This window comes from Thermocatellispora tengchongensis (assembly GCF_014202315.1).
In the GTDB taxonomy this organism is placed as follows: Bacteria; Actinomycetota; Actinomycetes; order Streptosporangiales; family Streptosporangiaceae; genus Thermocatellispora; species Thermocatellispora tengchongensis.
The window spans coordinates 1-14,280 of the sequence record NZ_JACHGN010000013.1 but is presented as its reverse complement, the minus strand read 5'-3'; the positions used below and the strand labels follow the sequence as shown (position 1 = coordinate 14,280).

Sequence of the window (14,280 nt, the reverse complement as noted above, 5' to 3'; positions counted from 1 at the left end):
TCGGAAAGGGGTCAGTTGTCGGCGGAGCGGCCGACCCAGTAGTCGGCCCGCTGGAAGGCGTAGGTGGGCAGGCTCACCCAGGCCGCGCCGGTGCCGGCGTAGACGGCGGCCCAGTCGACGGTCCCGCCGCCGACGTACTTCTCGGCGAGCCCGGCGAGCTCCCCGGCCGGGGCGGGGCCGGGCTCGCCGCGCCCGATCTCGTCGAGCGCCGCGAGCAGCCCTTCGCGGTCCTCGGCGAGCGCGACCGCGCGGTGCTCGAAGACCGAGCGCGTGGTCGCCAGCGAGTACCCGACGTCCACCGGGTCCAGGGCCGGGTCGGCGGTCACGTGCTCGCGCAGCCGCCGCGCCTGGGCGCGCAGCGCCTGCGGCGACCGGGCCGACAGCGGCCAGGCCACCACGCCGCCGGCGGGCATGGACGGCGGCTCGCGGTCGGCGGGCTCGGCGGGCGGCTCTTCGAGGATGAAGTGGACCTTGGTGCCGCTGGCCCCGAACGAGGAGACCCCGGCCCGGCGGGGGCGCTCGCCCCGCGGCCACGGGCGGGCCTCGGCGAGCAGGGCGATGCCGCCGGACCAGTCCACGTCGTCCATCGGCCGCTCGGCGTGCAGGCTGCGCGGCAGCAGGCCGTTGCGGAGCGAGAGCACCGTCTTGATCACCGCGACCGCGCCGGAGCCGGCGTGCGGGTGGCCGAGGTTGGACTTCACCGTGCCCACCCACAGCGGCCGGCCGGGCTCGCGATCCCGCCCGTACGTCGCCAGGAGCGCCTGGGCCTCGATGCCGTCGCCGAGCGGGGAGCCGGTGCCGTGGGCCTCGACGGCGTCGACCTGGCCGGGCTCCAGCCCCGCGTTGGCGAGCGCCTGCCGGATGACCCGCTGCTGCGACCGGCCGCTCGGCGCGCTCAGCCCGTTGCTCTCGGCGCCGTTGTGGTTGAGCGCGGAGCCGCGGACGAGCGCCAGGACCCGGTGCCCGCGCCGGCGCGCCTCCGACAGGCGCTCCAGTACGAGCAGGCCGCCGCCCTCGCCCCAGCCGGTGCCGTCGGCGTCGGCCGAGAAGGACTTGCACCGGCCGTCCGCCGCCGCGCCGCCGAGCCCGAGGAAGGCCATGGGGTGGGCGAGGACGGTGATGCCGCCGGCGAGCGCGATGGAGCACTCGCCGCTGCGCAGGGCCTGGCAGGCCAGGTGCAGGGCGACCCCGGAGGAGGAGCACCCGGTGTCCACGCTGAGCGTCGGCCCCTCCAGCCCGAGCGTGTACGCGACCCGCGCCGAGGCGAAGGGCGGGCCGCTGCCCACGCCGAGGTACTGGGCGCTGGCTTCGGGCACCTGGCGGCCGTCGGCCACGTATCCCTGGTAGAAGGCGCCGAAGTAGACGCCGACCGGCTCGCCCTTGAGCGCGTGCGCGGCCAGCCCGGCGTCCTCGAACGCCTCCCACGACATCTCCAGCAGCAGCCGGTGCTGTGGGTCCATGACCAGGGCCTCCGCCTCGGATATGCCGAAGAAGCCCGCGTCGAAGCCGGCGGCGTTGGCGAGGTAGCCGGCCCGCCGCAGCATCGCCAGGCCCGGGACCTGGTACCTCGGGTGCAGCAGGTTGTCCAGGTCCCAGCCCCGGTCGCCGGGCGGGCCGGAGATCGCCTCGCCGCCGTCGCGGACCAGCCGCCACAGCTCGCCGGGCGTGTCGATGCCGCCGGGCAGCCGGCAGCTCATGCCGACGATCGCCACCGGGTCGTCGTCGTCCGCGGCCCGCGCCGGGGCCGCGACGAGGGCGCGCGGCGTGTCGGCCGGTTCGCCGAGCAGCTCGGCGCGCAGGTGGCGGACGAGCGCGGCCGGGGTCGGGTGGTCGAACACGAGCGTGGCGGGCAGGCGCAGGCCGGTGGCCGCGCTGATCCGGTTGCGCAGGTCCACGGCGGTCAGCGAGTCGAACCCGAGGTCGCGGAAGGCCCGGTCGGAGCCGATGGCGTCGGGCGAGCCGTGGCCGAGGACGGCCGCCGCGTGGCCGCGTACGACCTCGGCCAGCACGCGGTCACGCTCGGCCGCCGGAAGCGCGGTGAGCCGGGCCAGCAGCGGGGGCTGGGCGGGGGCCGTGCGGGCCTGCGTCCGCACCAGGTTCCGGTAGATCGGCGGCACCTCGTTGTCGCCGATGGCGGCCGCCAGCCGGGCCGGGTCGAACCGCATCGGCAGCGGGGACGGCTCGGCCCCCGCGCAGGCGGCGTCGAACAGCGCGAGCGCGTCGGCGGCGGTCATGGGGAGCATGCCGTAGCGGGACATGCGGGCCAGGTCGGCCTCGGCGAGGCTGCCCGACATGCCGCTCAGGTCGGCCCACAGGCCCCACGCCATCGACACGCCGGGCAGCCCGGCGGCCCGGCGCGAATGGGCGAGCGCGTTCAGGAACCCGTTGGCCGCGGCGTAGTTGCCCTGCCCGGCCGGGCCGAACACCCCGGCGGCGGAGGAGAACAGCGCGAAGACGCGCAGGCCGGCGTCCTTCGTGAGCTCGTGCAGGTGCACGGCCGCGTCCACCTTCGGCCGCAGGACGGCCGACAGCACCTCGGGGGTCATCGTCTCGACGAGCCCGTCCTCAAGGACGCCCGCGGCGTGCACGACGCCGGTGAGCGGGTGCTCGGCCGGGATGGCGGCGAGCACCGCGGCGAGCGCGTCGCGGTCGGCGGTGTCGCACGCCGCCATGGTCACCCGGGCGCCGAGCCCTTCCAGCTCCGAGCACAGCTCGGCGGCGCCGGGCGCGTCGGCTCCGCGGCGGCTCGCCAGCACGAGGTTCGCGACCTGGTGCCGGGTGACCAGGTGCCGGGCGACCAGCCCGCCGAGCGTGCCCGTGCCGCCGGTGACGAGGACCGTGCCGCCGGGCGCGAAGAGGTCGCCGTCGGGGGGCGTGGCCGGGGCGCGCTCCAGGCGCGGGGCGTGCAGGGTGCCGCCCCGCACGGCGAGGCGGGGCTCTCCGGGCGGCAGCGCGGCCGGGGGCGGGGGGACGTCGTCGTCCAGGTCGAGAAGCTGGAAGCGGCCGGGATGCTCGGACTGGGCGGCGGCGAGCAGGCCCCACACGGCGGCGCCGGGCAGGTCGGGCACGTCCTCCTCCGGACGTACGGCGACCGCGCCCCGGGTCAGGAACACCAGCCGCGACCGGGCGCACCGCTCGTCGGCGAGCCAGCGGTGGACCATGGCCAGAGCGTGCCGGGCGACCGCGTGCGTCCGCTCCGCCAGGTCGCCTTCCGGCTCGGCCGCGGCGCCCGCCCAGGCGAACACGACGTCCGGCATCTCCTCCAGGCCGTCCAGACCGGCGAGGTCGGCGAGGTCGGCGCACTCGGCCGACGTGAGCGGCGCGGCGCCGGAGACCGCCTCCAGCGGGGTCCAGCCGGTGCGGAACATCGAGGCCGCGCGCCGCTCCGCCTGCTCCTGCTCCGCCAGATCGGGCCAGTAGCGCTCGCGCTGGAAGGCGTACGTCGGGAGCTCGACGGTCCTGGCCCCGGCGAAGGACGCGCTCCAGTCGGCCTTGGCGCCGTGGGCGTGGGCGCGGGCGAGCGAGACGGCGAACCGGCCGGGGCCGCCGTCGTTCCTGCGCAGCGACTCAAGCGCCACGGCGGAGGCGCCGGCCGCCTCGATCGTCTCCTCGACGGCGCCGGTCAGCACCGGGTGCGGGCTCATCTCCACGAACAGGGCGTGCCCGCGCTCCAGCAGCAGCCCGATCGTCTCGGCGAAGCGGACCTGGCCGCGCAGGCTCTCGAACCAGTACCCGGCGCCGGCCGCGGTGCCGTCGAGCACGTCGCCGGTGGCCGTGGAGTAGAAGGGCACCTCGGTGGCCATGGGCCGCAGGCCGGACAGCTCCGCCACCAGGCGCTCCCGGATGCCCTCCACCAGGTGGCAGTGGCCGGGGTAGTCCATGGGCACCTGCCGGGCGCGTACGCCGTCGGCGGCGCACCGGGCGAGCAGTTCGGCCAGCGCCTCCGAGTCGCCCGACACGGCCGCCTGCCCCGGGCCGTTGACGGCGGCGATCTCGATCCGGCCGTCCCAGTCGGCGATCAGCGCGGCCACCTCCGCGGCCGGGCGCGAGACGGAGACGACGCCGCCCCGGCCGCACAGGTCCTCGGCGATGACGCGGCTGCGCCGCACGACGACCGTCGCGGCGTCGGCCAGTGAGAGCGCTCCGGCGACGCAGGCGGCGGCCAGCTCGCCCTGGGAGTGGCCGACGACGGCGGCGGGGTGGACTCCGCGGGCCCGCCACAGCCCGGCCAGCGAGACCATGATCGCGAACAGCGCGGGGTGGCCGACCTCCACGCGGTCCAGCGGCGGCGCGCCGGGCGCGCCGCGCAGCACGTCGGCGAGCGACCAGCCGGTCATCGGCTCGATGACGGCGGCGCACTCGGCCATGCGCTCGGCGAACTCCGGCACGGTCTCCCACAGCCGGGTTCCCATGCCCGCCCACTGCGAGCCCTGGCCGGGGAAGACGAACACGACCTTGCCGCGCCTGGCCGTGCCGGTGACGACGTTGGCGGCGGGCTCGGCGGCGGCGAGCGCGGCGAGCCCGGCCAGGGCCTCGTCCCGGTCGCCCGCCAGCACCACGCCACGGTGCTCCAGGAGCGAGCGGGTGGTGAGCAGGGAGTGGCCCACGTCGGCGAGCCGGTGGCCGGGCCGGGCGGCCAGGAAGGCGCGCAGCCGGTCCGCCTGGCCGCGCAGCGCCTGCTCGTTCCTGCCCGACACCACCAGCGGGACCGGCCCGGTGTCGAGCGCACCGGCCGGCGCGTCGGCGGGCTCGTCGGCGGGCTCGACGGCGGGCTCGACGGCGAGCTTGTCGGCGGGCTTGTCGGCAGGGGCGGCCGGGGCCTCTTCCAGGATGATGTGGGCGTTGGTGCCGCTGATGCCGAAGGCGGAGACGCCCGCGCGGCGAGGCTCGTCGCCGGCCCGCCACTCGACCGGCTCGTTCAGCAGTCGCACCGCGCCCGCCGACCAGTCGACCTGCGGGGTCGGCTCGGCGGCGTGGAGGGTGCGGGGCAACCGGCCGTTGCGCAGCGCCTCCACCATCTTGATGATCCCGGCCAGGCCGGACGCGGCCTGCGTGTGCCCGATGTTGGACTTGACCGAGCCGAGCCACAGCGGCCGGTCCCGGTCCCGCCCGTACACCTCCAGGAGCGCCTGCGCCTCGATCGGGTCGCCGAGCACCGTCCCCGACCCGTGCGCCTCGACCACGTCCACCTGGTCCGGCCGCACTCCGGCGTTCCGCAGCGCGGCCTTGATCACGCGCTGCTGGGCGGGGCCGTTCGGCGCGGTCAGGCCGCTGCTGGCGCCGTCCTGGTTGACGGCGGAGCCGCGGACGACGGCGAGGATCGAGCGGCCGTTGCGCTGGGCGTCCGACAGTCGTTCGAGCAGCACGACGGCCACGCCCTCGGACCAGCCGGTGCCGTCGGCCGCCGCGGAGAACGACTTGCACCGCCCGTCGGGCGCCAGGCCGCGCAGCCTGCTGAACCAGGCCAGCGCGCCGGTGCTCGGCAGCACCTGGGAGGCCGCGGCGACGGCCAGGGAGCACTCGTCGTTGCGCAGCGCCTGGCAGGCGAGATGGATCGCGACCAGCGAGGAGGAACAGGCGGTGTCGATCGTGACCGACGGCCCCTCCAGCCCGAACACGTACGAGATGCGACCGGAGGCGACGCTGGTCGCGCCGCCGGTCATCGCGTACCTCTCCAGCTCGGGATCGTTGACGTTCGCGGCGTAGCCGTTCTGGGTGACGCCGGCGAACACGCCGGTGCGCGAGCCGCGCATCGACGAGGGCGGCGTGCCCGCGCGTTCGAACGCCTCCCAGGTGCCCTCCAGCAGCAGCCGCTGCTGCGGGTCCATGGCCAGGGCCTCGCGCGGGGAGATGCCGAACAACTCCGCGTCGAAGTCGGCGACGTCCCTGATGAAGCCGCCCTCCCGGGAGTAGATCTTGCCGGGGGCGTCGGGGTCGGGGTCGTAGGCGGCGGACATGTCCCAGCCGCGATCGTCCGGCCAGGCCGAGATGGCGTCGCGGCCGGCGTCTACGAGTTCCCACAGCTCGCCGGGGGACCCGACGCCGCCGGGGAACCGGCAGGCCATGCCGACGATCGCGACCGGCTCCCCGACCGCGGCGGCCAGCCGCTGGTTCTGCCGCCTGAGCCGCTCGTTCTCGGTCAGCGCCGCGCGCAGCGCTTCGACTATCTGCTCCGTCTTGCCGGTCGGCGTGTCGCCGGTGGACATGGTCATGAGTCCGATCTCCTTCCGGAGATGTCGAGGCCCCGGTGGATGAGCTCGCCGGTGGACATGGTCATGAGTCGGATCCCCTTCCGGAGATGTCGAGAGCCCGGTCGATGAGCTCGTCCACGCCCATCACCGAGATCGCGGCTGCGTAGTCGTCCCGGCCGTTCCCGGCTCCCGCCAGGCCGAGCAGCGTGTCCAGCAGGCCCGCCGCGCGCAGGCGGCTCAGCGGTATCCGCGCCAGGGCCTCCCGCACCTCGGCCTCGCCGGGCTCGACGCCCCCGTCGCCGCCGTCGCCGAACGGGGCGGCGGGGGCGAGGTGGTCGCGCAGGTGCCCGGCGATGGCGGCCGGGGTCGGGAAGTCGAAGACGAGGGTGGCCGGGAGGCGGAGCCCGGTCGCGGCGCTCAGCCGGTTGCGGAGCTGCACCGCGCCCAGCGAGTCGATGCCGGCCTCCTGGATGGGCCGGTCGGCGTCCACGCTTCGGGCCGACGCGTGGCCGAGGACGATGCCGACGTGCGTGCAGACGAGGTCCAGCAGCAGGTCGGAGCAGTCGGCCGCGGACAGCCCGGCGAGCCGCTTGGCCAGCGCCGGCGCGGCCTGCGCCGCGGCGTCGGCGGCCCGGCGCAGCGGCGCGCGCACCAGCCGCCGGTAGACGACCGGCAGGAGCCCGGACGCGGCCCCCGAGCGCAGGGCGGCGAGGTCCAGCCGGATCGGTACGGCCAGCGGGCGGCCCGCGCGGCAGGCCAGGTCGAACAGCTCCATGCCCTCCTCGTCGGTGATCGGGAGGACCCCGTCGCCGGCCATGCGCCGCAGCGCTGCCTGGTCCATGTGGCGGGTCATGTCACCGGCCGACCGCCAGTAGCCCCAGGCCAGCGAGAGGGCGGGCAGGCCGGCCGCGCGGCGGTGCTGGGCGAGCGCGTCCAGGAAGGCGTTGGCGGCGGCGTAGTTGGCCTGGCCCGCGCTGCCCAGGACACCGGAGGCGGAGGAGTACAGCGCGAACAGCGCCAGATCGGCGCCGCGGGTCAGCTCGTGCAGGTTGACCGCGCCGTCGATCTTGGGGCGCAGCACGCGGCGCAGCCGCTCGGCGTCGAGGGTCTGGACGAGGCCGTCGTCGAGCGTCCCGGCCAGGTGGACCACGCCGGTCAGCGGGTGCTCGGCGGAGATGCCGGCGAGGAGCGCGGCGAGCCGGTCGCGGTCGGCGGCGTCGCAGGCCGCGACCGTCACGTGCGCGCCGAGCGCGGTGAGCTCCGCGGCGAGCTCGGCGGCTCCCGGCGCGTCCGGGCCGCGGCGCCCGGTGAGCAGCAGCCGGGTGACGCCGTGCCGGGTCACGAGATGCCGCGCCAGGACCGCCCCCAGCGCGCCGGTCCCGCCGGTGATCAGCACGGTTCCCCGGGTCAGGCCGGGGAGGGAGGCGTCCGGCTCCGGCTCCTCGGCGCGGTGCAGGCGCGGGGTGAGCACGGCGCCGTTCCTGATCGCGAGCTGCGGCTCGCCCGCGAGGCCGATCGCGCGGACGGCCTGCGCCCAGGCGCCCGCGCCGGCGTCGAGGTCGAGCAGGATCAGCCGCTCCGGGTGCTCGGCCTGAACCGCCCGGACGAGGCCCCACAGGGGGGCGTGCGCCAGGTTCGGGACCCGGTCGCCCGGCAGCGCGGCCACCGCGCCCTGGGTGACGAGCACCAGCCGGGAGGCGGCGAAGCGGCCGTCCGCGAGCCAGTCGCGGAGGGCGGCCAGGATCTCCGCCGTGACCTCGTACGCCGCCTCCGCGACGCCGGGGCCGGCGGGCGCGGGCGGCAGGGGCCAGACGACCAGGGCCGGGACGGCGGCCCCGGTGTCCACGGCCGCCCGCAGCCGCGCGATGTCCGGGTAGTGGCGGGCGGCCGGGGGAAGCGCCGCGCCGGCCTGGGTGGCGCCCGGCCTGCCGAGCACCACCCAGGGGCCTGGCGCGGGCGTGATCGACTCGGCGGGCACGGGTTCCCAGTCGAGCCGGAACCACGAGTCGTGCCGGCGGGGGTGGGCCGGGCCGGAGGTCCCGCCCGGCTCGGGGCCGAGCGTGACCGAGCCGGCGGCCAGCACCGGCGCGCCGGACATGTCGGCCGCCGCGACCGCGATCGTGTCGTCGGACGTCACCGTGACGCGGACCCGCAGGGCGGTGGCGCCGGCGGCGTGGACGGTGAGCCCGCGCCACTCGTACGGCCGGCGCGGCTCCTCCTCGCCCGCGAGCACGAGGTGGAGGGCCGCGTCGAGCAGGACCGGGTGGACGACGTGACGGGCGGCCTCCTCCCACGCCTCCTCGGGCAGGGCGACCTCGGCGAAGAGCTCGTCGCCGCGGTGCCAGGCGGCCCGCAGGCAGCCGGCCGCCGTGGGGTGCCCGGCCGCGTCCTCGTCCGGGCCGTCGCGGAAGTCGGCCACGGGCAGCGGCTCCGCGCCGGGGGGCGGCCATTCGGCCAGGTCGAAGCCGGGGTCGCCGGGGGCGGGGCCGGCCGTCGCGCTCGCGTGGCGGGTCCAGTCGCCGTCGTCGCCGGCGCGGGCGTACAGCTCGGCGCGCTGCCGGTCGTCCTCGCCCGGCGGGTGGAGCAGGACCTGCACCCGCAGGTGGCCGTCCTCGGGCATGGCGAGCGGCGCGGCGGGGACCACCTCGGCCAGGTGGGGACGGCCGGCGCCGGCGACCGCCGCGGCCAGCAGCTCCACCGCCAGCGTGGCCGGCGGCCCGGCACGGCGCCCGGCGAGCCAGGGCCGCTCGGCGGGTGACAGCCGCCCGGTGAGGAGCCGGCCGCCGCCGTCGCCGAGGTCCACGGCCGCGGCCAGGAGCGCGTGGCCGCCCGCGTCGAGGCCGAGCCCGGCGGCGTCTGCGACCGGTGCCGGGGTGAGCCAGTAGCGCTCGCGCTGGAACGGGTACGTGGGCAGGTCGAGCCGGCGTCCGGGCGGGACGACCGCCGCCCAGTCCACGCCCGCGCCCGCGACGTGGGCCTCGGCGAGCGCGGCCAGGAACCGGTCCGGGCCGCCCATGTCGCCGTGCAGGGTGGCCACGACGTGCGGATGCTCGATCGCGGGCGCCAGCATGGGGTGGCCGCTGACCTCGATGAACACGCCGAAGCCCGATGCGGCCAGCTCGACGGCGGCCTCGGCGAAGCGCACGGGCTCGCGCAGGTTGGCGTACCAGTAGGCGGGGTCGAGCTCGGCGCCGTGCACCCAGCCGCCGGTCACCGTGGACCACATCGGCAGCGTGGCCGGGCGGGGGCCGATCCCGGCGACGCCGTCCAGGAGCGCCTGCCGGGCCGGTTCGGCCTGCGGGCAGTGCGCGGCGTAGCCGGCGTCGATCCGCCGGGCGTGCTCCGGGTGGCAGGCGAGCAGGTCCTCGATGGCCGCGAGTTCCCCGGAGACGACGATCCGGGCGGGCCCGTTGACGGCGGCGACCGACAACCGGCCCGTCCACGGCGTGAGCACGTCCTCCACACGCTCGCGCGGCAGCCGGACCTCCGCCATCCCGCCGTGGCCGGCGAGGGTGGCGGCGACCGCGGCGCCGCGGGCGACGACGACGCGCGCGGCGTCGGGCAGCGACAGGACCCCGGCGACGTGGGCCGCCACGACCTCCCCCTGCCCGTGCCCCACCACGGCGCCGGGCACGACGCCGCACGCCCGCCACACCTCGGCCAGCGACACCATGACCGCGAACAGCACCGGCTCGGCGACCTCCACCCGGTCGAGCCCTTCCCCGCCCCGCAGCGCCTCGATCACCGACCAGCCGGTGAGGCCGGCCACGGCGGCGTCGCACTCGGCCATGGCGCGGGCGAAGACCGGCGAGGAGCCGAGCAGGTCCCGCGCCGGCCCGGCCCACCCCCGGCCCTGACCGGGGAAGACGAACACGACCCTGCCCACCCCGGACACCGACCCGGACAGCAGCCCCGAAACCGGTTCGGCCGCCTCCGCGGCGTCTACGCGGGCGAGCGCGGTCACCGCGTCGGCGCGGTCGCGGGCGAGCACCACGGCCCGCCGCTCCAGCGCCGGGCGGGTGGTGGCGAGCGACCAGGCCACGTCGCCCAGGTCGTGCCCGCCGTCGAGGAGCGCGGCGACCCGGCCGGCCTGCACCCGCATCGCCTCCGCCGAGCGGGCCGACAGCACGATGGGCGTCGGCCCGGCCGTCAGGACGGGTTCGCGGGCCGGCGGCTCCGCGGTCTCCTGCGGCGCCTGCTCCAGGATCACGTGCGCGTTGGTGCCGCTGATCCCGAACGCCGACACGCCCGCGCGGCGGGGCCCGTCGCCCGGCCAGGGCGTCGCCTGGGTGACGAGCTCGACCGATCCCGCCGACCAGTCCACGTGGGGCGTGGGCTCGTCCACGTGGAGCGTCCGGGGGACGACGCCGTGCCGCATCGCCAGCACCATCTTGATCACCCCGGCGACGCCGGACGCGGCGGCGGTGTGCCCGATGTTCGACTTCACCGAGCCGAGCAGCAGCGGGCGCGGACGGTCCTGGCCGTACGCGGCGATGAGGGCCTGCGCCTCGATCGGGTCGCCCAGGCGGGTGCCGGTGCCGTGCGCCTCCACCACGTCCACCTGCGCCGGCGCGAGCCCCGCGTCGGCGAGGGCCTGGCGCAGTACGCGCTGCTGGGCCGGCCCGTTGGGGGCGGTCAGGCCGTTCGACGCGCCGTCCTGGTTGACCGCCGTGCCGCGCACGACGGCGAGCACGCGGTGGCCGTTGCGCCGCGCGTCGGAAAGCCGCTCGACGAGCAGCATGCCGACGCCTTCGGCCCAGCCGATGCCGTCGGCCGCCGCGGCGAAGGGTTTGCAGCGGCCGTCGCGGGCCAGCCCGTCCTTCCGGGAGAACTCGGTGAAGCCCGAGGGCGTGGCCAGGACGGTGACGCCGCCGGCCAGGGCCAGCGAGCACTCGCCCGCGCGCAGCGCCTGTGCGGCGAGGTGCAACGCCACCAGCGAGGACGAGCACGCGGTGTCGATCGTCACGGCCGGTCCCTCGAACCCGAAGACGTACGCCGTCCGGCCGGAGATCACGCTGCCGACGTTGCCGAGCAGCGCGTACCCCTCGACGCCCATCTCCGCGGTGATGGCCGAGCCGTACCCGGAGCCGGAGGCGCCGACGAACACGCCGGTCCGGCTGCCCCGCAGCGTGGCCGGGTCGATCCCGGCCTGCTCCAGCAGCTCCCAGGAGACCTCCAGGACGAGCCGCTGCTGCGGGTCCATGGCCAGCGCCTCGCGCGCGGAGATGCCGAAGAACCCGGCGTCGAACTCGGCCGCGTCGTAGAGGAACCCGCCCTCGCGCACGTACGACGTGCCGGGCCGGCCCACCTCCGGGTCGAACAGCGCCGCGAGGTCCCAGCCGCGGTCGCCGGGGAACTCGCCGATGCCGTCGCCGCCGTTTTCGAGCAGCCGCCACAGGTCCTCCGGCGAGCCGGCGCCGCCGGGATAGCGGCAGGCCATGCCGACGATCGCCAGCGGCTCGCCGGCCTCGGGCGCGGCGGACGCGGCGCCGGGCGCAGGCACGGGCACGGCCTCGGCGGCCGTCCCGAACAGCTCGTCCCCGATCCACCGCGCCATCGCGGCCGGGGTCGGGTAGTCGAACACGAGCGTCGGCGGGACCCGCAGCCCGGTCGCGGCGGCCAGGCGGTCGCGCAGCTCGACCGCCATCAGCGAGTCGAAGCCCAGCTCGCGGAAGCTGCGCTCCAGATCCACCTCTCGGCCCGACTCGTGGCCCAGGACGGCCGCCGCCTCGGTGCGCACCAGCTCGGCGAGGAGCACGTCGCGCTCGCCGCCGGGCGCGGCGGCGAGCCGGGCGGCCAGGCCGGAGGGCGCGGCGCCCTCCGGCGGGGCGACGGCGGCGGCCGGTCGCGCCTCCGGCAGGTCGGCGAGGAGCGGGCTGGGCCGGACCGAGGTGAACCACGGGACGAACGTCTCCCAGTCCACGTGGGCGACGGCGGGGAAGCGCTCGCCCGACTCCACGGCCCATTCCATCGCCGCGACGGCGAGCTCGGGCCGCATCGCGATCAGGCCGCGGCGGCGCAGGTACTCCTCGCTCTCGCCCTGGGTTGCCATCCCGGCCTCGCCCCACGGACCCCACGCGACGGACGTGCCGGCCAGGCCGTGCGCCCGGCGCTCGTCGGCGAGCGCGTCGAGATAGGCGTTGCCGGCCGCGTACGCGCAGTGGCCGCCGCTCCCCCAGACCCCGGCGACGCTGGAGAACAGGATGAACGCGTCGAGCCCTGTGTCGCGGAACAGGGCGTCCAGGTTGGCCGCGCCCGCGACCTTCCCGGTGACGATGGCGGCGAAGTCGTCCAGGCCGGTCTCGGCGATCGTGCTCGCCTGCACGACCCCGGCCATGTGCGCCACGACCCGGATCGGCGGGCCGCCGGCCGTGACCTCGGCGACGAGCCGGGCGAGGGCGTCCCGGTCGGCGACGTCGCAGGCGGCGACGGTGACCCGGGCGCCCATCGCGGCCAGCTCGGCGGCCCGTTCGTCCGCTCCGGGGGCGTCGGCGCCGCGCCTGCTGGCGAGCACCACGTGCTCGGCCCCGCGCTCCACCAGCCACCGGGCGACGGCGGCCGCGATGCCGCCGCTGCCGCCGGTGATGAGGGCGGTGCCGGAGCAGCGCCAGGTCCCGCCGCCGGCGATCTGGGGCGCGCGGGCGAGGCGGCGCGCGTACACGCCGGACGGGCGGATCGCGACCTGGTCCTCGGCGCCGGCGAGCACCCCGCACAGCCGGGCGAGGGCGCGGGGGTCCGGCTCGGCGGGCAGGTCGGCGAGCCCGCCCCAGGCGCCGGGGAGTTCGAGGGCGGCGACCATGCCCATGCCCCAGACGCCGGCCTGGGCCGGTGCGGTCACCGGGTCCTGGGGGCCGGTGGAGACCGCGCCGCGCGTGACCGCCCAGATCCGCGCGCCGGGTGCGGCGTCGGCGCACGCCTGCACCAGGGCGAGGGTGGCGGCGAGCCCGGCGGGGACGGCCGGCGCGGCCGGGTGGGGCGTGTCGTCCAGGGCGAGCAGCGACAGGACGCCGGTCACGCCGCCGTGCTCGGCGGCGACCCGGCGCAGCGCCTCGGCCGTCGCCTCCCGGCCGGTCACGTCGATCCGGACCACCTGGGCGCCGCGCTCGGCGAGGGCGGCGCCGCAGCCGTCGCGGTCTCCGGCGACGACCCACACGCCCTGGAGGGCGGCGGGCTCATCGGGAACGCGGCGCCACGTGGGCTGGTAGCGCCAGGAGTCCACGGCCGCGCGGTCGCGGCGGTCGCGCCGCCAGGAGGACAGGGCGGGCAGCAGGTCGTCCAGGGGACGCCGGTCGGGCAGGCCCAGGACGGCCTGGATCTCGGCGGCGTCCTGCCGCTCGACCAGGTCCCAGAAGGCGTCGTCGTGGGCGTCGCCGGGCCGGGCGGCCGGGCTCGGGTCGGGGGTGAGCCAGAAGCGGCGCCGCTGGAAGGGGTAGGTGGGCAGGTCCACCGGCCGGCCGGGCTCCACGACCGCGGCCCAGTCGATGCCGGTGCCGGCCTCGGTGAGCCGGCCGGCCGCGCGCAGGAGGGAGGTCGTCTCGGGACGGTCCTTGCGCAGCGCGGCGACGGCGACGAGCGGCTCGCCGGGCGTGTCTCCGGTCGTGTCGGCGAGGGTGTCGGCGAGGGTGTCGGCGAGCATCGGGGTGAGCACGCCGTCGGGCCCGAGCTCCAGGAATCGCCGTACGCCGGTGCCGGCCAGCGTCCGCACGCCGTCGGCGAACCGGACCGGCTCGCGTACGTGCCGCACCCAGTACTCGGGGGTGGCGATCTCCTCCCCGGCGATCCGGCCGGTGAGGTTGGACACGACCGGGATCGCGGGGGCGTGGAAGGTGAGGCCGGCCAGCACGTCGCCGAACTCGGCCAGCATGGGCTCCATCCGTGCCGAGTGGAACGCGTGACTCACCCGCAACCGGCGCGTCTTGCACCCCCGCTCCGCGAACACCGCCGCGACCTTCAGCACCGCCTCCTCATCCCCCGACACCACCACCGACCGCGGCCCGTTCACCGCCGCGACCGACACACCCCCCTCCCCCGCGAGCACCGGCACGACCTCCTCCTCGGACGCGGCCACCGCCACCATCGCGCCGCCCTC

General features: G+C 77.5%; 2 protein-coding genes. Both read right to left on the bottom strand.

The genetic code is table 11. The annotated features are described in order from the left end of the window. Positions 1 to 11 precede the first annotated feature (11 nt). A complete protein-coding gene (locus HNP84_RS53530; RefSeq protein ID WP_246518813.1) occupies positions 12 to 6,212 on the bottom strand; it encodes a type I polyketide synthase in 6,201 nt (2,066 codons plus the stop codon). A gap of 61 nt (positions 6,213 to 6,273) precedes the next feature. Next, the gene (locus tag HNP84_RS28085) at positions 6,274 to 14,268 is read right to left on the bottom strand and encodes a type I polyketide synthase (protein ID WP_246518811.1); all 7,995 of its coding nucleotides are present in this window, start codon (positions 14,266 to 14,268) and stop codon (positions 6,274 to 6,276) included. Positions 14,269 to 14,280: the final 12 nt, after the last annotated feature.

Coding starts and splice junctions, on each gene's coding strand:
- HNP84_RS53530 (WP_246518813.1), bottom strand. CDS start 6,212: ATGACCATGTCCACCGGCGACACGCCGACCGGCAAGACGGAGCAGATA.
- HNP84_RS28085 (WP_246518811.1), bottom strand. CDS start 14,268: ATGGTGGCGGTGGCCGCGTCCGAGGAGGAGGTCGTGCCGGTGCTCGCG.